Origin of the sequence: Nocardia gipuzkoensis, from assembly GCF_021183645.1 — a bacterium.
GTDB classification, from domain to species: Bacteria; Actinomycetota; Actinomycetes; order Mycobacteriales; family Mycobacteriaceae; genus Nocardia; species Nocardia abscessus.
In genome coordinates this window covers 3,263,478-3,286,256 of the sequence record NZ_CP089225.1, presented here as the reverse complement: position 1 = coordinate 3,286,256, position 22,779 = coordinate 3,263,478, and the positions used below count along the sequence as shown (strand labels likewise).

At 63.8% G+C, this 22,779-nt stretch carries 2 protein-coding genes; both read left to right on the top strand.

What is annotated here, in order from left to right; all coding sequences use genetic code 11:
• Positions 1-3 precede the first annotated feature (3 nt).
• Positions 4-1,545 (top strand): amino acid adenylation domain-containing protein, encoded by a 1,542-nt coding sequence (locus tag LTT66_RS14685; RefSeq protein ID WP_233067709.1) that lies wholly within the window; start codon positions 4-6, stop codon positions 1,543-1,545.
• A gap of 5 nt (positions 1,546-1,550) precedes the next feature.
• A complete protein-coding gene (locus LTT66_RS14680; protein WP_233067707.1) occupies positions 1,551-22,664 on the top strand; it encodes a non-ribosomal peptide synthase/polyketide synthase in 21,114 nt (7,037 codons plus the stop codon).
• Positions 22,665-22,779 lie beyond the last annotated feature (115 nt).

The window sequence follows — 22,779 nt, the reverse complement described above, 5'->3', positions numbered from 1 at the left end:
CAGATGCATACGCGCTTATCTATCGCCGCCTGGTACGATAGCTGGAACGATACTGCCACGAATTATCCTCGGGCAACGTTGGATTCGCTTTTCGACGCGGTGGCCGATACTCATCCCGGCCGAGCCGCGATCGAACTCGGCGATCGCGTAGTGACATACCGTCAGTTAGCGGACAGCTCCCGCCGAATCGCGCGTAGCCTGAATGCCCACGGCGTCGGTCCGGGCGACCGGGTACTCGTGCAGAACAGCCGATCACCGGAAACCATCGCGGCGCTCATCGGAGTCCTGCGCCTCGGCGCTTGCTATGTCGGCGTAGAGCCGGATCTCCCCGCAACGCGAAAACTGACTGTGGCACGCGAGTCGTCCGCCGTTCTAGAGATCGCCGAATCGCCGGACTCACCCATTGCGTGTGTGACGTTCGACGAGTTGCTGACGCACGCCGGCGACGATCCGATCAGCTTCCCGAAAAGGTTCGCGGATCGCATCGCCTATGTCGCCTTCACCTCCGGCTCGACCGGAACTCCGAAAGGTGTGCAGGTGACGCACCGCGGCGTCGCACGGCTCGTCCGGGCACAGAACTATGCGCGCCTGGACGGCACGACACGAATGATGCACCTTTCGCCACTGTCCTTCGATGCCTCGACCTTCGAGATCTGGGGCGCGCTGCTCAATGGCGGGACACTCGACATCTTGCCGGGCGGGCGGCTGCTTCCCACCGAAATCGGTGAATTCGCCGAGCGGCGACGAATCACGACCTGCTTCCTGACAACCGGCCTCTTCCAGATGGTTTCCGATTTCGCGGCAGAGCGGTTCTCCGGGGTCCGCGAACTGGTGACCGGCGGCGATGTGGCTTCGATCGAGCATGTACGGCAGTTCCGCGCTCGCTGCCCTCGGACGCACATAATCCACGCTTACGGGCCGACTGAGAATACAACGTTTACGACCACGTACCGTCTTGCCGCCGACCAGCTCATCGACGGGCTACCGATCGGCCGACCTGTCTCCAACAGTCGCGTCTACCTGGTGGATGCCGCGGGTGAGCTGGCGCCAGTCGGCGCGGAGGGGGAGATATACGTGGCCGGCGATGGATTGGCGATCGGATATCTCAATGCGCCGGACGAACAGGAAAGACGTTTTCTGCCCGGTATCGCCGGACGCATGGATCGCGTGTATCGAACCGGAGACCTCGGCCGCATCAACGCCAATGGCGACCTCGAGTTCGTCGGTCGAATCGACAACCAGATCAAAGTCAACGGCTATCGCATCGAGCCGAGTGAGATATCCGCCGTACTTCGAACTCATCCGGACGTCGCCGACGTCGCTGTCATCGCACACGGCAACGACAGTGCGAGCAAACGACTGGTAGCCATCGTCGTTCCGACGGCGGGTGATATCGATACCGCGAAGCTCCGCCGCTTCGCGATGGAACAACTTCCGCCGTACATGGTTCCGCATCTCTGGCGTCAGGTCACCACGCTGCCGTTGTTGCCGAGCGGAAAACTGGATTCGGCCGCGCTCCGCGTGTTTGTCGAAGAGAGCAGGTAGAGAGCATGAACGACAAGTCGGAATCCGTGCAGTCGCAGAGGACGACCGATGCCGACGGACTGCGGACCGCGTGGCTGACAGCCGCCCAGGAGCGTCTGTGGTTCATCATGCAAATCGCGCCCGACACCAGTGCGTACACGATTTCGACTGTCCTGCGACTGCGCGGGCGGCTCGACCGAGGCAAGCTCGAACGAGCTTTGGCCGCAGTGGCGTCGCGAAACTCCAGTCTGCGCACGACCTTCGATGTCGACGAGCGTGGCAGGCCGTTCCAGCGAGTGTCGCCACACACCACGCTGCCGCTCGAGACAACGGATCTCACCGGATCGCTCGCCGACGCGCGGGACGCCCGTGCGCGGCAGCTCGTCGACCAGCACCGGCGCAACCCGGTTGATCTTCTGCGCGGTCCAGTGGCGGGTGCATTGCTCATCGCGTTCGACGCCGAGGACCACGTGTTGTCGGTATGGATGCACCACATCATCAGTGACGGATGGTCACTGGAGGTCTTCGCCCGACAGCTGGCCGAGGCATACCTCACCGAAGACGCGAACCCCGGGGCGCTTGCCCCACAGACCGCCCAACTCGACTTCATCGACTATGCCATTCGGGAATCCAGCGCCGACCGCGTTCGCGCCCGGCACGATCAGCTGACCTACTGGCAGGATCAACTCACCGATCTCGCACCGCTGGATCTGCCCACGGATCATCGACGGCCGGCAGTTCTGTCCCTCGAGGGCGGATCAGTGGAATTCACTGTGCACGGAGCGAGCGTGGATCGGCTCCAATCACTGTTCCGGCACGAACGGCTCAGCCCGTTCATGGGCCTGCTCGCCGTCGTTCTGGTGCTGATAGCCAAACGAACCGGCCGCGCCGATGTCTCGGTCACCATCCCGGTCGGCGGCCGTACATCTCTCGACGTCCAAGACACCATCGGCATGTTCGTCAATATGCTCGTCATACGGGCCGATGTCGATGCCGAAAAGAGCTTCCGCGACGTACTCAGACAAGTACGCCGCACAGTGCTCGATGCGCACCGCTATCAAGACGTTCCCTTCACCGAGGTTGTCCGAAGCATCGGAGCGGCACCAGACCTCAGCCGAAACCCGCTCAGCGAGGTTGTCTTCGATCTGGAAGTAGAGTCACCATCCCCGGCGCCGTGGGCCGACCTGGAGGCAGAACCCTTTCCCCCGGCCGAGAATGCGACAGCAAGGTTCGATATCGAGTTCTTCGTCTCCGTGGCGCCATCCCGGCTGCGTTGGCTCCTCACCTATGCGACCGCGCTGTTCGAGCGCAGCACTATCGAGCGCATCGCTGACCAGACTCGCTTGCTGACCGAACGATTGTCGGAGCAGCCCGACGCCCCGATCGGTGTCCTGGATCTGCTCGACGAGCAGGAACGACGTCGGTTGTTGCACGAATGGAACGACACCACCGCCGACATACCTCATGCTGCCGTCGCGGACATGGTCGAACACCACGCCCGCACAAGCCCGCACGCCACCGCGGTCATTTCCCAAGACCGGACGCTGACCTACCGGCAACTCGACCAGGCATCCAGCCAACTCGCCCGACTGCTGATCAGCCAGGGCGTCGAACCCGACACCATCGTGGCCGTCATGCTGCCTCGCTCGATCGACATGATCATCGCCGTCGTGGCGGTGCTGAAAGCCGGCGGCGCATATCTACCCATCGATCCGACCTATCCCGCTGAACGCACCCACTACATCCTGAACGACGCAACACCGGTAGTCGCCGTCACCAGTACAGACCAATTGGCACAATTCGCCATACCAGCGGACATCCCCCCCATCCTGGTCGACCACCCCGACACCCGACACACACTGACCAACGACCCCCTCGCTGAACTCGGGTACACCACGCGACACCACCCCGAAAATCTCGCCTACATCATCTACACCTCCGGATCCACCGGACGACCCAAAGGCGTCGGCATCACCCACGCCAACCTCACCAACCTCCTCGCCCAAGCATGGCCACTCACCCCCGCCGACCGCGTCCTGGCCCACTGCTCCATCGCATTCGACGCCTCCATCTACGAAATCTGGCCCACCCTCACCACCGGCGCCACCCTCGTCCTCGCCAGCGAACCACGCTCCGACATCACCGAAATCACCCACCTGATCACCACCCACCACATCACCAAAACCTTCCTCACCCCACCCCTACTCACCGCCCTCACCGAACACACCCAACACCTCGAAAGTCTCGGGTGTATCAATACCGGAGCAGATGTGCTGCAGCCCGCGGTCGTGGAGGCTCTGCACACTCGTTATCCGCATGTCGAACTGACCAATCTGTACGGGCCTACCGAGGCGACGGTGACCGTCACCTCGCACACCACCCGGCCTCAGACGGTGTACACGACGGTGCCGATCGGGACGCCGGCACCCAATACACAGGTCTTCGTGCTGGATTCGCTTCTGCAGCTGGTGCCCGTCGGCGTCACCGGCGAGCTCTACCTGGCCGGCGCCCAACTCGCCCGCGGCTACACCGGCCGCGCCGACCTCAGCGCACAACGATTCGTCGCCAACCCCTTCGGCACGCCCGGACAACGCATGTACCGCACCGGAGACCTCGCCCGCTGGACACCCGACGGCCAACTCGAATACCACGGCCGCACCGACACCCAAATCAAAATCCGCGGCTACCGCATCGAACCCGCCGAAATCGAAACCACCCTCACCAGCCACCCCGCCGTCGATCGAGTCCACGTCACCACACACCGCGCCTCCACCGGGACGTACCTCATCGCCTATGTCGTCGCGGACCGAGCCCACGACGCCGGTCTGGCGGAGGAACTGCGTGCACACGCGCGTGAGCAGCTTCCGGCCTTCATGGTTCCCGCTGTGATCACCGTGCTCGATCAATTCCCCCTGACCACCAACGGCAAACTCGACCGCAAAGCCCTACCCCAACCACAATTCCACCCCACCACCCAATACCAACCACCCCGCACCACCCACGAACAAACCCTCACCGACGCCTTCGCCGACCTCCTCGGCCTGGACCGAGTCGGCATCACCGACAACTTCTTCCAACTCGGCGGACACTCCCTCCTGGCCACCCGCCTCATCAGCAGAATCCGCACCCACCTCGGCATCGAACTCCCCATCCGAACAATCTTCGAAGCACCCACCCCCACCGAACTCGCCACCCACCTCAACAACAACACCACCACCACCCGCCCCCCACTCACACCCCGCAACCGCCCCCAACAAATCCCCCTCTCCTACGCCCAACAACGCCTCTGGTTCATCCACCAACTCCAAGGCCCCTCACCCACCTACAACATGCCCCTCGTCCTCCAACTCACCGGAAAACTCCACACCACCGCACTCACCACCGCCATCACCGACCTCATCACCCGCCACGAAACACTCCGCACCACCTTCACCGAAACAGACGGACGCGCCTTCCAACACATCCACCACCCCGATCACCTCGAAATTCCCGTCACCATCACAGACCTGACCACCGATCCCGGCGACCTCGACACCATCCTGATCACCGAAGCGCGCCGTACGTTCGACCTCGTCAACGAAATTCCGCTGCGCGTCGCCCTCTTCCGCACCGGCCCCGAAGATCACATCCTCGTTCTGCTGCTCCACCACATCGCCGGTGACGGCTGGTCGATGCAACCCCTGTTCACCGACCTCGCCACCGCCTACACCGCACGCCTGCACAACACAGCACCCGACTGGACTCCCCTCCCGGTCCAATACGCCGACTACACCCTCTGGCAACGTGAAGTCCTCGGCGAGGAATCCGACCCAGACTCCCTGATCAACCGGCAACTCGAGTATTGGCGCACCGAACTCGCCGGTCTCCCCGACCAGCTCACCCTGCCCACCGACCGGCCCCGGCCCAAAACCGCGACCTACCGGGGTGACCTGGCCACCTTCACCATCGATCCCGCCACCCGCACCGCAATCACCCAACTCGCCCACCAGCACAACGCCACCCCAGCCATGGTCCTGCAAGCCGGCCTAGCGGTATTGCTGCACAAGCTCGGCGCCGGCAACGACATCCCGATCGGATCCCCGGTAGCCGGACGCACCGACGACGCCCTCAACGATCTGGTCGGCTACTTCGTCAACACCTGGGTCCTGCGCACCACCATCACCTCCACCACCACCTTCACCGACCTACTCACCCAAGTTCGCGAGAAGGCCCTCGCCGCCTACACCCACCAAGACGCCCCCTTCGAACGACTCGTCGAACTGCTCAACCCCACCCGCTCCACCGCCCATCACCCCCTGTTCCAGATCTCGCTGGCATTTCAAAACGCCGGTACCAACTCCACCGAACTTCCCGGTCTCGAGATCACCAACCACCTCACCACCACTCATACCGCCCGGCTCGACCTACTGTTCAACATCACCGACACCCCCGACCCCACCTCCGGATACCCCGCGGTCGTCGAGTACTCCACCGACCTGTTCGACCACACCACCATCGAAGCCATCACTGCCCGATACCAAGGTCTCCTCAGCACCCTCACCGACCAACCTCACACGCCACTCGCCCGCATCACCACCCTCACCGCCACTGAACGACACCAACTGCTCCACCACTGGAACAACACCACCACCGAAACCCCGCACACGACCCTCGCGGACCTCGTCGAAGACCACGCACGCACAACTCCGGACGCCATTGCCGTCATCTGCGGCGACCATCACCTGACCTACCGCGAACTCGACACCCGAGCCGCGGACCTCAGCCTCCACCTCCTCACCCACGGAGCAGGCCCCGAAACGACTATTGCCGTCCTCCTACCCCGCACCGCCGAACTACTCGTCACTCTGCTCGCCATCGCCAAAACCGGCGCCGCGTACCTTCCCCTCGATCCCACCTACCCCACCGAACGCACGCAGTACATCCTGGACGACGCACACCCCATAGCGATCGTCACCGACTCAGCCCTCCCTCTGCCCCACACCGCTGTACCTCACATCCATCCGGACAGCGCGGCCTCAAACGCACCTGCACCCACAGCCACATCGCCGCACCCCGAACACCTCGCCTACATCATCTACACCTCCGGATCCACCGGACGACCCAAAGGCGTCGGCATCACCCACGCCAACCTCACCAACCTCCTCGCCCAAGCATGGCCACTCACCCCCGCCGACCGCGTCCTGGCCCACTGCTCCATCGCATTCGACGCCTCCATCTACGAAATCTGGCCCACCCTCACCACCGGCGCCACCCTCGTCCTCGCCAGCGAACCACGCTCCGACATCACCGAAATCACCCACCTGATCACCACCCACCACATCACCAAAACCTTCCTCACCCCACCCCTACTCACCGCCCTCACCGAACACACCCAACACCTCGACACCGACCCGCTGCAGAGCTTGTGCCATATCCTCTCCGGCGGCGCCGAACTCCCACCCGCGCTGGTTCGTGCGGTCCATACCCGGCACCCGCAAATACAGCTCACCAACGGCTACGGGCCGACAGAAACAACAGCCTGCGTGTCCGAATACGACACCGTCGAGTCGACTCCGCTGCGGACCATCGTGCCGATCGGCGCGCCGGTGGTAAACACGCGCGTGTACGTGCTGGATTCGCTTCTGCAGCTGGTGCCCGTCGGCGTCACCGGCGAGCTCTACCTGGCCGGCGCCCAACTCGCCCGCGGCTACACCGGCCGCGCCGACCTCAGCGCACAACGATTCGTCGCCAACCCCTTCGGCACGCCCGGACAACGCATGTACCGCACCGGAGACCTCGCCCGCTGGACACCCGACGGCCAACTCGAATACCACGGCCGCACCGACACCCAAATCAAAATCCGCGGCTACCGCATCGAACCCGCCGAAATCGAAACCACCCTCACCAGCCACCCCAACGTCCACCAAACACACATCGCCACCCACCACACACCGACCACCACACACCTCGTCGCCTACGTCACCACCCATCACTCCACCTACGAGGACGAACTCGTACAGGAGTGGTGCGAGATCTCCGAAGACCTCTATTCCGGCGGAGATTTCGGATCTGAGGATGGACGAAACGCAGGCTTCGGCGCCGATTTCAGCGGCTGGACGAGCAGTTACACTCGCGCACCTCTCCCGATCGAGCATATGCGTGAGTGGCGAGCGACTACTGTCGAGCGGATTCTGGCCTTGAACCCTCGGCGGGTCCTCGAGATCGGTGTGGGGTCAGGACTGCTGCTGTCGCAAGTGGCACCACACTGCGACGAGTACTGGGCCTCCGACTTCTCGGCTGCCACCATCGATGCGCTGCGGACCGATCTGCGTGCCTCCGGAGCCGAATGGGCCGACCGCGTGGTGCTGAGCGTCAGGACTGCCGAGGATGCGGCTGGGTTGCCGGAGGGCTACTTCGACACCGTGATTCTCAACTCGGTGATTCAGTACTTCCCCAGCAGGGAGTATCTGGACAGGGTACTCGGCACCGCCGCGCGACTGTTGGCTACTGAGGGCACCATGTTCGTCGGCGATGTACGGAATCACCGCCTGCTCGAGGTATTCGCATCGAATATCGAGGTCGCACTTGACAGTGGTGCGCCATCCTCGGTGATCCGCAAGCAGGTGCACCGGAGGGTCGCGACCGAACGAGAGCTGCTGGTCGCTCCTGACTACTTCAGCGCACTGGCCGAGCAGATGCCCGACATAGGCGCCGTGGATATCCAGCTCAAGCGCGGGGTCTCGATCAACGAGCTGACGCGCTATCGCTACGACGTCGTCCTGCACAAAAACTCATCAGCTGTGCTGTCGGTCGCGGCAACTTCGGAAGTCCGCTACAGCGATCGCCCGGCTTTGGTGCACCTACTCCATACCCGTGTGCACAGGGCGATCCGGGTGACAGGGATTCCGCATCTGGGTCTCGTCGACGAAATCGCGGTGGCGCAGCGGGTGATGGCGGGGCAGCCGGTCGCCACAGTCGACGGGCTCCATGCCGCCGAAGAATCACTAGCCGATCTCGTCGATCATCCGAGTGCCGGCATGCTGCCGGAACAGGTCTATGGGCTCGGTGAAGAACTCGGATACACGACAGCGGTTACCTGGTCCGCCCGCAAGGGATGCATGGACGCCGTCTTCGCCGACGCAGCCTTCGTCAGCGGCAGGCTGCTGGCCGATGCTTATGTGCCGACTCCCTCGATCGAGCGATACACGAATCGGCCGGGCGACGCTCGCTTGATGGAGGAGCTACGCACGTACGTGCGCGACCGGATGCCCTCGTTCATGGTCCCCGACTCGATCATCATCCTCGACCGATTCCCGCTGACCTCCAATGGCAAACTCGACATCGCGGCGCTACCCGACCCGGTTTTCACCAGCGCCACCGAGTATCAGTCACCCCGCACCAGCCGTGAGCAGGTGCTGGTCAAAGCGTTCGCCGATGTTCTCGGCCTGGACCGAGTCGGCATCACCGACAACTTCTTCCAACTCGGCGGACACTCCCTCCTGGCCACCCGCCTCATCAGCAGAATCCGCACCCACCTCGGCATCGAACTCCCCATCCGAACAATCTTCGAAGCACCCACCCCCACCGAACTCGCCACCCACCTCAACAACAACACCACCACCACCCGCCCCCCACTCACACCCCGCAACCGCCCCCAACAAATCCCCCTCTCCTACGCCCAACAACGCCTCTGGTTCATCCACCAACTCCAAGGCCCCTCACCCACCTACAACATGCCCCTCGTCCTCCAACTCACCGGAAAACTCCACACCACCGCACTCACCACCGCCATCACCGACCTCATCACCCGCCACGAAACACTCCGCACCACCTTCACCCAAACAAACGGAACACCCTTCCAACACATCCACCACCCACACGAAATCGACCAACCCATCACACTGATCGACCTCACCACCGACACCACCGACCTCGACACCATCCTCGCCACCGAAGCACGACACGCCTTCGACCTTTCTCGCGAAATACCGCTGCGTCCGAGTCTTATCCGAGTTGCTCCCGACCATCACGTCCTCGTGCTGCTGCTCCACCACATCGCCGGTGACGCCTGGTCGATGCAACCCCTGTTCACCGACCTCGCCACCGCCTACACCGCACGCCTGCACAACACAGCACCCGACTGGACTCCCCTCCCGGTCCAATACGCCGACTACACCCTCTGGCAACGTGAAGTCCTCGGCGAGGAATCCGACCCAGACTCCCTGATCAGTGGACAATTCCACTACTGGCGCACCGAACTCGCCGGTCTCCCCGACCAGCTCACCCTGCCCACCGACCGGCCCCGGCCCAAAACCGCGACCTACCGGGGCGACCTGGCCACCTTCACCATCAGCCCTGCCACTCGTGCCGCGATCGCTCAACTCGCGCAGCGCCACAACGCCACCCCAGCCATGGTCCTGCAAGCCGGCCTAGCGGTATTGCTGCACAAGCTCGGCGCCGGCAACGACATCCCGATCGGATCCCCGGTAGCCGGACGCACCGACGACGCCCTCAACGATCTGGTCGGCTACTTCGTCAACACCTGGGTCCTGCGCACCACCATCACCTCCACCACCACCTTCACCGAGCTGCTCACCCAGGTTCGGGAGAAGGCCCTGGCCGCCTACACCCACCAAGACGCCCCCTTCGAACGACTTGTCGAACTGCTCAACCCGGCGCGCTCCACCGCCCACCATCCCTTGTTCCAGATATCGCTGGCATTCCAGAACGCGGGAGCCACCACCGGGACCACGCTGCCCGGTCTGGAGATCACCGACTACCCCACCGCCGGCACCCACACCGCCCGGCTCGATCTGCTGTTCAACTTCACCGACACTTCCGATGCTGCCGACGGGTACCCCGCCGTCATCGAATATTCCACCGATCTCTACGACGCCCGCACCGTCGAAACGATCATCATCCGATACCGACAACTCCTCACCGACCTCATCGACCGACCCCATCTCCCCCTCGGCCATATCACCGCCCTCACCGACGCCGAACAACACGAACTCCTCCACCACCGGAACGACACCGCCGCCGACGCTCCCCATACCACGCTGCCGCAGGCCTTCTCCGACCAGGTGACCCGCACCCCGGCTGCCACAGCCGTGCGGTTCGAAGACCACGCACTGACCTACGCAGAGCTCGACGATCGGTCGAACCGGCTGGCGCGTGCGCTCATCGAGGAGGGTGTCGGCCCGGAGTCGGTGGTCGGTCTGATCATCGAGCGCAGCCTGGATCTGGTGGTCGCCATGTACGCGATCGTGAAGGCCGGTGGCGCTTACCTGCCGCTCGATCCGGAATATCCGGCCGACCGCATCCGCGCTGTGCTATCGGCCGCCGACGCGGTGTGTGTACTGGCGGTGTCGGCATCACCGGTCGCGCTACCCGCGGAGATCGTCCGGATTGACGTGGACAGCCTCGACCTTGCCGACCGGGACCCCGGCACGATCACCGACACCGACCGGATCACCCCATTACGCCACGACCACCCGGCATACGTGATCTTCACCTCGGGATCGACCGGAGAACCCAAAGGCGTCGTGGTTTCCCACGCCGCGATAGACAACCGTTTGCGTTGGATGCAGCACACCTTCCCGCTCGATGCGACCGATGCGGTGCTGCAGAAAACTCCTGCGACCTTCGACGTGTCGGTGTGGGAGTTCTTCTGGCCGCTGCGGGTCGGCGCTCGGCTCGTGATGGCCGTGCCGGGCGGGCACCGTGACCCGGTCTACCTGGCGGGGCTGATTCGTGCCGCCGAGGTCACCGCGGTCCATTTCGTTCCGTCGATGTTGGCTGAGTTCGTTGCGGTGGGACAAAAGGCGCCCGAGTCACTGCGTCGCGTGTTCTGTAGCGGCGAAGCTCTGGGGGCCGAGACCGTTCGCGCGTTCACTGCGATCTCGAGCGCCGCACTGCACAACCTGTACGGTCCCACCGAGGCAGCAGTGGACGTCACACATTGGGCATGCCCACGCCGCAGCGAGGCGCCCGACGGCGCTGCACCACAAATCATCCCGATCGGTGCACCGGTGTGGAACACGCAGGTGTTCGTGCTGGATTCGTACCTCCGACCGGTACCACTCGGTGTGACCGGTGAGCTCTATTTGGCTGGTGTCCAACTCGCCCGGGGCTACACCAACCGGCACGAACTGACCGCACAGCGATTCGTCGCCAATCCGTTCGGCGAGCCGGGGCAACGCATGTACCGCACCGGTGATCTCGTTCGATGGACATCCAGCGGCGAACTGGAATATCTCGGTCGCAGCGATTCTCAGATCAAGATTCGCGGCTACCGGATAGAACCGGGCGAGATCGAGTCCGCGCTCGCCGCCCATCCGGCCATCCGCCGAGCACACATCACCACACATCACACTCCCACCACTACACACCTCATCGCCTACACCACCGCCCACCAGGCCGACATCCCGGGTCTCGCGGAGGAGCTACGCGCCTACGTACGGCGGCAGTTGCCGTCGTTCATGGTCCCCGACTCGATCGTGGTGCTGGATCGCTTCCCGTTGACGGCCAACGGAAAACTCGACGCCGCGGCCTTGCCCGTGCCGTTGTTCACCGCGGTCTCGGAGTACCGGGCCCCAGAGAGCGTGCGTGAACAAGTCCTCGTGGATGCCTTCGCCGATATCCTCGGCCACGACCGAATCGGCGTCGACGACAACTTCTTCCAGCTCGGGGGGCACTCACTTCTGGCCACCCGTCTCGTCAGCAGAATCCGCACCGAGCTGGGCATCGAGGTTCCCATCCGCGTCGTCTTCGACGCGCCCACACCAGCAGAACTGGCACGACAACTCGTCGACAACTTCTGCACCCGCACTCCCCTCATCCCGCAATTGCGCCCCGACCGAATTCCTTTGTCGTTCGCCCAGCGACGGCTGTGGTTCGTTCACCGGCTCGAGGGCCCTTCACCCACTTACAACATGCCGCTCGTGCTCGAGCTGACCGGCACCCTCGACACCACCGCACTCACCACCGCCATCGGCGACCTCATAGCTCGCCACGAAACGCTCCGCACCACATTCACCGAAATGGATGGCGAACCCTTCCAACTCATTCACCGACCCGGCGACATCGACATCACGCGCACCGTTATTGATCTCACTACCAGCCCTGCCGACCTCGAGTCTGTCCTTGCCGCCGCGGCACGCCACCCCTTCGACCTCGCCACCGAAGTACCACTGCGCACCACGATCGTCCGAACCGCACCCGACAAGCACACCCTTGTCCTCCTGCTCCACCACATCGCCGGCGACGGAGGATCCATGCATCCCCTGTTCACCGACCTCATCACCGCCTACACCGCACGAGTACAAGGCACGAAGCCGGATTGGGCGCCGCTTCCTGTGCAATACGCCGATTACACGCTCTGGCAGCAGGCATCCCTCGGCGCGGAGTCCGATCCCGACAGTGAAATTTCGGCACAGATGCGGTACTGGCAGCAGGCATTGACCGAGTTGCCCGAGCGAATCACCCTGCCGATCGACCGGCCATATCCACAGAGGGCCTCCAATGCGGGTGACACAGTTTTGATGTCCTGGCCCGCGGAGCTGCATACCCGGCTCGATGAACTCGCCCGCCGTTGCGGAGTGAGTGTCTTCATGGTTGTCCACGGTGCGCTGGCGGTGCTGCTGTCGCGGATCGGCGGCGACGAAGACATCGTGATCGGTTCACCGATCGCCGGTCGCACCGACGACGCGCTCGACCAATTGGTCGGATTCTTCGCGAATACTTTGGTACTGCGTACCGACATGTCGGGAAACCCGTCTTTCCGGGAACTCCTGGCCCAGCTGCGCGAACGCAGCCTCGACGCCTACGCCCATCAAGACCTGCCCTTCGAACGACTGGTGGAAATCCTCAACCCGCCACGGTCGATGTCTCATCACCCGGTGTTCCAGGTCGTTCTCGGCTGGAACAACACCGCTGCGGGCGAGTTCACGGCGCCCGGGCTCGAGGTCCGTCCCGCGTTCATCGGCACCGGCACCTCCCGGATGGACCTGACCTTCAGCCTGACCGAACACCGCAGTGGCTCCGGTCGCGGGGACGGCGGAATCGTCGGTGCCGCCGAATTCCGCACCGATGTGTTCGACCGGGTGACGATCGAGACGCTGGTTTCACGCTGGCAGCGAATTCTCGAGGCGGTGGTGGCCGACCCGGACCGTCGAGTCGGAACGATCGATCTGCTCGACGACACCGAGCGGCGGCAACTGCTGCTCGATTGGAACCTACCGGCCGAATCACCGAACGAACGCAATGCACTGATACCGGACCTGTTCGCGGCCCAGGTCGGACGCGGACCCGATGCGCCCGCGTTGATATTCGAGAGTCGGTCGCTGAGCTACGACCAGCTCGATCGCGCCTCGAACCGGTTGGCGCGACTGCTCATCAGCCGCGGCGTGCAGCCGGACACGATCGTGGCCGTGATGCTGCCCCGCTCGATCGAGATGGTCGTGGCGGTCCTGGCGGTCCTCAAGGCCGGCGGCGCGTATCTGCCCATCGATCCGGATCATCCGCGCGAACGCATCGCGTACACACTCACCGACGCGGCGCCTGTCTCGATCCTGACCAGCACAACACAAACGGCTCTGTCCGGCGCCATGCCTGCCGGCACCCTGGTGATCGTGGTCGACGACCCCGACGTCGTCCACGCCCTCGCCGCTCACGACGACCGCCCGCTCACCGATGCCGACCGTGGCAGCCGACTGCATCCACTACACCCCGCCTATGTCATCTACACCTCAGGCTCGACCGGCCGGCCCAAAGGCGTCATCACCACCCACGCCGCGGTGTCCGACCTGGCCACCGACCCGGCGTTCGCCAATGGCGCCCACACCCGGGTCCTGGTCCATTCGCCCTCGGTGTTCGATGCCTCCACCTACGAAATGTGGGTGCCACTGCTGAACGGCGGCGCGGCGGTGATCGCTCCTCCCGGACGTCTGGACACGGCGACGTTCGCACAGGTCATCCAGCCGAACAGGGTGAGCGCACTATTCCTCACCACAAGGTTGTTCGAACTCCTCCTCGATGATGACCCCGACGTATTCGCCGGGCTCCGCGAGATCTGGACCGGTGGCGAACTGATGCCGGTCGAAACGTTCACCCGTGCCGTATCCACCTGCACCGCGCGAATCGTGCACGTCTACGGCCCGACCGAAACCACCACTTTCACCACCAGCCGCCCGTTCCAGCACCAGGAAGACATCGGCGACGGCCCGATCCCCATCGGCAGACCTCTGTCCGGCATGCGTGTTCATGTCCTCGACAGACGACTGCAGCTGGTGCCCGTAGGAACCACCGGCGAACTCTATGTGTCGGGCTCCGGTATTGCACGGGGATACCTCGGCCAAGCCGCGATGACAGCGTCGCGGTTCGTCGCCGACCCCTTCGGGGCACCGGGGCAGCGGCTCTACCGCACCGGCGACATCGTGCGCTGGCGCGCCGACGGGCACCTGGAATTCGTTGGCCGTACCGACGACCAGGTCAAAATCCGCGGCTATCGAATCGAACCCGGCGAGATCGAGACGGTGCTCGTCACACACCCCGCTATCGGCCGCGCCGCGGTGGTGACTCACGAAATAGCGACGGGCATCAAACACCTTGTCGCGTATGTCACCGCTGCCGACGCGCGTACCCGTGTCGAGGTCGGATCTGTGCAGTCCTACCTGTCCGCACGACTGCCCGATTTCATGGTTCCCGCTGTGATCACCGTGCTCGATCAATTCCCCCTGACCACCAACGGCAAACTCGACCGCAAAGCCCTACCCCAACCACAATTCCACCCCACCACCCAATACCAACCACCCCGCACCACCCACGAACAAACCCTCACCGACGCCTTCGCCGACCTCCTCGGCCTGGACCGAGTCGGCATCACCGACAACTTCTTCCAACTCGGCGGACACTCCCTCCTGGCCACCCGCCTCATCAGCAGAATCCGCACCCACCTCGGCATCGAACTCCCCATCCGAACAATCTTCGAAGCACCCACCCCCACCGAACTCGCCACCCACCTCAACAACAACACCACCACCACCCGCCCCCCACTCACACCCCGCAACCGCCCCCAACAAATCCCCCTCTCCTACGCCCAACAACGCCTCTGGTTCATCCACCAACTCCAAGGCCCCTCACCCACCTACAACATGCCCCTCGTCCTCCAACTCACCGGAAAACTCCACACCACCGCACTCACCACCGCCATCACCGACCTCATCACCCGCCACGAAACACTCCGCACCATCGTCGGTGAAGATCCCACGGCCGGCGCCTACCAGCACATCCTCGACCCTCGGGAAGTACGGCACCCGGTCTGCACCATCGACCTCACCGCCGACCCTGCCGATTTCGATACCGTCCTCGCCACCGCAGCACGCCACTGCTTCGACCTCGCGACGGAGATACCGCTGCGTGTGACCCTTATTCGGCGCGCGCCCGACGATCACGTCCTCGTCCTGCTACTGCACCACATCGCAGGCGACGGCGGATCCCTGCAGCCATTGGGGCGCGATCTGAGTACGGCGTATGCGGCACGGTGCGTCGGCCGGACACCGCAGTGGGCACCGCTGCCCGTGCAATACGCCGACTACACGCTATGGCAGCACCAAATTCTCGGCGAGGAGTCCGAACCCGGCAGCGAAATCTCCACGCAGATCGAGTACTGGCGACGAATATTGACCACGCTCCCCGAGCGAATCGCCCTGCCCATCGACCGGCCGTACCCTCCGGTCGCCACCAACGAAGGCGACACGGTACTCATCTCGTGGCCCGCTCCACTGCACGCCCAGCTCGACGAGCTCGCCCGCAGTTGCGGTGCCAGCGTATTCATGATCGTCCACGCCGCACTGGCGGTACTACTGTCACGCACCGGAGCCGGCGACGACATCGTGATCGGTTCACCCATCGCCGGCCGCACCGACAACGCTCTCGACGACCTGATCGGCTACTTCGCCAACACGCTCGTCCTGCGCACCGACACCTCCGGCAACCCCACCTTCCGGCGACTACTGACCCAGCTGCGCGAAAACAGCCTCGACGCCTACGCCCATCAAGACCTGCCCTTCGAACGACTGGTGGAAGTCCTCAACCCGCCACGGTCGATGTCCCACCACCCGGTGTTCCAGGTCGTCCTCGGTTGGAACAACACCAACCCGGCGCGGTTCGCGATGACCGGAATCGAAGTTCGTCCCGAATACGTCGACACCGGCACCGCACGCATGGACCTGACCCTCAGTCTGACCGAACACCGCGATACCTCCGGCCACTCCGACGGGATCGTCGGCGCCGCGGAATTCCGGACCGACGTCTTCGACCGCTCCACCATCGAGACACTGATGTCACGATGGCTCCGGATTCTCGAGACAGTGGTGGCCGATCCGGATCAACGAATCGGATCCATCGACCTACTCGACAGCATCGAACGCCGTCAGCTACTCAGCGAGTGGAACCAGGACAGCTGCGACGCGACGCGGCGTACAGACCTTCGACCATTGTCGATTCCGGAGCTGTTCGCTATCCATGCGTCACACCAGCCCGACGCCATCGCGCTCGTAGCCCACGACCGGTCACTGACCTACCGGCAGCTCGATCAAGCATCCAACCAACTCGCACGACTGCTCATCAGCTGGGGCGTGCGACCCGACAGCACCGTGGCCGTCATGCTGCCTCGCTCGATCGACATGATCATCGCGATCCTGGCCGTACTCAAGGCCGGAGGCGCATACCTACCCGTAGACCCCAGTTACCCGACCGAACGCATCCGGTACATCCTCGCCGACGCCACACCCGTCCTTACCCTGACCAGTACCACGCAATCCGCCATACCGACCGATACTTCGACCATCCTGATCGATCATTCCGACACTCAACGCACCGTCGCCGACCAGTGCGGCCACCCCCTCACTCACACCACACCGCTGCACTCGCAGCACCTCGCCTACATCATCTACACCTCCGGATCCACCGGACGACCCAAAGGCGTCGGTATCACCCACGCCGCCGTGACCGACCTGGTCACCGATCCCAGATTCGCCAATGGTGCCCACACCCGAGTCCTAGTGCATTCCCCGTCGGTGTTCGACGCATCCACCTACGAGATGTGGGTGCCGTTGCTCACCGGTGGCACCGCGATCATCGCCCCGCCCGGGCACCTGAGTCCGACAGCGCTCGACGGAATTCTCCGCTCCTGCGAGGTAAGTGCGCTGTTCCTCACGACGAGGCTGTTCGAACTATTCCTCGACGAGAATCCTGAAATCTTCAACGGTCTGCGCGAGGTCTGGGTCGGCGGTGAACAGATGCCGGTCGACGCGTTCTCCCGGGCACTCGCAACCTGTACGGCACGAATCGTGAACGGCTACGGGCCGACTGAGACCACCACCTTCGCCACCGCACATTCGGCCCAACCCGGTGACACCATCGGCGCGGGACCGGTACCCATCGGTACCGCCCTCTCGGGCATGCGCGTGTATGTGCTCGACGCGCGGCTTCAATTGGTGCCCGCTGGTACGCCCGGTGAGTTGTACGTGTCCGGCTCCGGTCTCGCGCGGGGATACCTCAATCGTGCGGGACTGACAGCATCGCGGTTCGTCGCCGACCCATTCGGAACACCGGGTGATCGGTTGTATCGCACCGGCGACAATGTCCGCTGGCGCACCGACGGACAGCTGGAATTCATCGGCCGCTTCGATGACCAGGTCAAGATCCGCGGCTACCGCATCGAACCCGGCGAAGTCGAAGCGACGCTGACCGCTCACCCCGCGGTCGGCCGCGCCGCAGTGATAGCGCACGAGAGCGCCGCGAACGCCGGGCAGCGGTTGGTGGGTTACGCAACTGCGGCCGACACCACCGCCGGCCTGGACCCCACGGTTCTGCGAACGTACCTGTCTGCACGGCTGCCCGAGTTCATGGTTCCCGCAACGATCATTGTCCTCGACCGATTCCCCCTGACCACCAACGGCAAACTCGACCGGAAGGCACTACCGGAGCCCACGGCCGAGCCTGCCGCCGAGTACCAGCCACCCCGCACCACCCACGAACAAACCCTCACCGACGCCTTCGCCGACCTCCTCGGCCTGGACCGAGTCGGCATCACCGACAACTTCTTCCAACTCGGCGGACACTCCCTCCTGGCCACCCGCCTCATCAGCAGAATCCGCACCCACCTCGGCATCGAACTCCCCATCCGAACAATCTTCGAAGCACCCACCCCCACCGAACTCGCCACCCACCTCAACAACAACACCACCACCACCCGCCCCCCACTCACACCCCGCAACCGCCCCCAACAAATCCCCCTCTCCTACGCCCAACAACGCCTCTGGTTCATCCACCAACTCCAAGGCCCCTCACCCACCTACAACATGCCCCTCGTCCTCCAACTCACCGGAAAACTCCACACCACCGCACTCACCACCGCCATCACCGACCTCATCACCCGCCACGAAACACTCCGCACCACCTTCACCCAAACAAACGGAACACCCTTCCAACACATCCACCACCCACACGAAATCGACCAACCCATCACACTGATCGACCTCACCACCGACACCACCGACCTCGACACCATCCTCGCCACCGAAGCACGACACGCCTTCGACCTCGCCACGGAGATACCGTTGCGCGCCAGCATTGTTCGCACCGGCCCGCACAACCACACTCTCATCCTCCTGCTCCACCACATCGCCGGTGACGGCTGGTCGATGCAACCCCTCTTCGCCGACCTCGCCACCGCCTACACCGCACGCCTGCACAACACAGCACCCGACTGGACTCCCCTGCCGGTCCAATACGCCGACTACACGTTGTGGCAACACGAGATCCTCGGCTCCGACACCGACCCCTGCTCCCTGATCAGTCAGCAGCTCGAGTATTGGCGCACCGAACTAGCCGATCTCCCCGACCAGCTCACCCTGCCCACCGACCGGCCCCGCCCCAAAACCGCCACCTACCGGGGCGACCTGGCCACCTTCACCATCGATCCCGCCACCCGCACCGCAATCACCCAACTCGCTCAGCGCCATAACGTGACTGCGTCCATGGTCCTGCAAGCCGGCCTGGCCGTGTTGCTGCACAAGCTCGGCGCCGGCAACGACATCCCGATCGGATCCCCGGTAGCGGGACGCACCGACGACGCTCTGACCGATCTGGTCGGCTACTTCGTCAACACCTGGGTCCTGCGCACCACCGTCACTCCCGCCACCACGTTCACCGACCTACTGACCCAGGTCCGGGATAAAGCCCTGGCCGCCTACACCCACCAAGACGCCCCCTTCGAACGGCTTGTCGAACTGCTCAACCCCACCCGCTCCACCGCTCATCACCCCCTGTTCCAAGTCTCGCTGGCATTCCAGAACGCCGGATCCACTTCCACCACGCTGCCCGGTCTAGAGATCACCGACTACCCCACCGTCGGCACCCACACCGCCCGGCTCGACCTACTGTTCAGCATCACCGACGACCCGGACTCCTCCCTCGGGTACCCGGCAGTGGTCGAGTACTCCACCGACCTGTTCGACCACAGCACCATCGAAACCATCACTGCCCGATACCAACGACTCCTGAGCGCCCTGACCGACCGACCCGATATTCCCATCGCTCGCAGCACTGCCCTCACCGCCACCGAACAGCACCAACTTCTGCACCATTGGAACGACACCACCACCGAAACCCCTGGTATCACCGTCGCGGACAGGGTCGAACACCACGTACGCACCACCCCCCACGCCACCGCCGTCATCCACGGCAACCAACACCTCACCTACCAGCAACTCGACACCCTCGCCAACCACCTGGCCCACCACCTTCTCGCCCAGGGAGCAGCTCCGGAGAAGATCATCGCCGTCGCCCTGCCCCGCACCCCCCAACTACTCGTCACCCTGCTCGCCATCACCAAAACCGGCGCCGCGTACCTTCCCCTCGATCCCACCTACCCCGCCGAACGCACCCGATACATCCTCGACGACGCGGCACCGGATCTCGTCCTCACCGATCGTGCCCTGGCATCGGCGTTGCCGGATACGACGGTGCCGTGTCTGTTGATCGAGGAACTCACCGGTGCCGTCGATTCCGAGGTCCTGGACACTGTTCCGACCACCACAAGGTTGCATCCGCGAAATCTGGCATATGTGATCTACACTTCGGGCTCCACGGGCGCCCCGAAAGGTGTGGCGGTTCCACACAGCAACGTGGTCAATCTGTTGAGCGGGGTCGCACAGTCATATGGTTTCGGAGCCGATGATGTTTGGCTGTGGTGCCACTCGGTAGCGTTCGACTTTTCCGTGTGGGAGATCTGGGCAGCGCTCGCTCACGGAGGAAGGGTTGTCATACCCTCCTGGGAGGCAGTGCGCTCCCCGGACCAGTTGTGGGAGCTGCTGGTCGAGCACCGGGTAACTGTCCTGAACCAGACACCGTCCGCGTTCGACGCCCTACTGGAGGTGGGAGCGCGACACGACCGGCAACCGACGGCGTGGCGGCTGTTGATCTTCGGTGGTGAAGCGCTCGATCCCACGCGCCTGCTCTCCTGGCAGGCAGTGGACCGCTCGAAGGATCTGACGCTGGTGAACATGTATGGCATCACCGAAAACACGGTGCACACCACAGAACTTCGGTTGAAAGCACATCATCTTCGGTCCAGCGCGAGCGCGATCGGTACACCACTGGGCAATGTACGGGTCTACGTGCTGGGCGACGATCTACTGCCCGTTCCTGTCGGAGTAGCGGGCGAACTGTACGTCGCCGGCGCTCAGCTGGCACGAGGCTATCTGCACCGGGCCGGAGCGACCGCCGCACGATTCGTCGCCGACCCGTTCGATCGTGAAGGCAACGGCCGACTGTACCGTACCGGTGACGTGGTGCGCTGGACGCCGGAAGGCGAACTCGAATACCTCGGCCGCAGCGACCAGCAGATCAAGATCCGTGGCTACCGCATCGAACCCGGCGAAATCGAAGCGACGCTTTCCGCACACACCGCCGTCCGCCAGGCTGTCGTACTAGCCCGGGCGAGTGCTGTCACCGGCGAGAAACGGCTCGTAGGATACGTCGCACTGCACGACACCGGCGCCACGGACGCCACGGCCCTGCGGCGTCACGTGGCCGATCGGCTACCGGAGTACATGGTGCCCGCGGCAATAGTGGTTCTCGACCACATTCCACTGACCACCAACGGAAAGACCGACCGCACGGCTTTGCCCGACCCGGAACTTGCGTCCGCTGTCGATTACCGGCCACCGCGCACCGCACTAGAACACACCCTCACGTCGTTGTACGCCGAGATACTCGGCATCGACACCGTCGGCATCGACGACAACTTCTTCGACCTCGGCGGTCACTCCCTGCTGGCCACCCGACTCGCCAGCCGAATCCGCGAGCGCCTAGGCGTGGACATCCCCATCCGCGTGATCTTCGACCACCCCACGCCGGCCCAGCTCGCCGACAGATGGGAAGAGTCGGCGACACGTACTGCCCATGAGCAAAGGCTGGAGCCGCTGGAAATGATCCAGGACGGCGCGGGCTACCCACTGTTCTGCATCCACCCCGGGGGCGGCATCTGCTGGCCGTATCGCAACCTCGGTAGATACCTGGATTGCCCGATCATTGCGATCCAGCAAACCGGTGCTACCGACGACCCGCAGCACGACTCGGTGACCTCGATGGCGAGAAGCTACGCAGACCAGATGCAGGCAATCCAGCCCACCGGTCCTTATCGCTTGCTGGGCTGGTCGTTCGGCGGCATGGTCGCACACGAAATTGCCGTCGAACTCCGTCGCCGGGGCTGCGAGGTCGAGCGACTCGTCATCCTGGACACCTATCTGGATGTCGAGTGGACCGACGAGGACAAGGAGATGGTGAACGACTATCTGGATCACGTCGACGAGGATCTTGCCAGCCCGGGGCTGTATGCGCTGGTAGCGGAGAACCTCTGGCGGAACATGGAACTCCAGCAGAACCACGTCCCGCAGGTCTTCGACGGAGATGTTGTTCTCTTCACCGCAGCGAAGGACCGGCATCGCGCCGACGAGTTGTGGGCACCACATGTCCGAGGCGAGACAATCGAATACTTCATCGACTGCACGCATTCGGAAATGCTGCACACCGATGCACTGCGGCAATACGGCGATCAACTGCGGGACCTACTGACGGAGACTGCCGAATAGACGAGAACCCACACTGATTCCGGCTCGTACTTCGGGACCGAAATCAGTGTGGGTCCTACAGAGTGTCCGCCTATCCACATGAACAGGGTGGCCAGGTGGATCTGCCTCGTCGGCC

Bases quoted from the DNA above. Each gene is read 5' to 3' on its own strand.
- LTT66_RS14680 (WP_233067707.1), top strand. From the start codon at position 1,551: ATGAACGACAAGTCGGAATCCGTGCAGTCGCAGAGGACGACCGATGCC.
- LTT66_RS14685 (WP_233067709.1), top strand. From the start codon at position 4: ATGCATACGCGCTTATCTATCGCCGCCTGGTACGATAGCTGGAACGAT.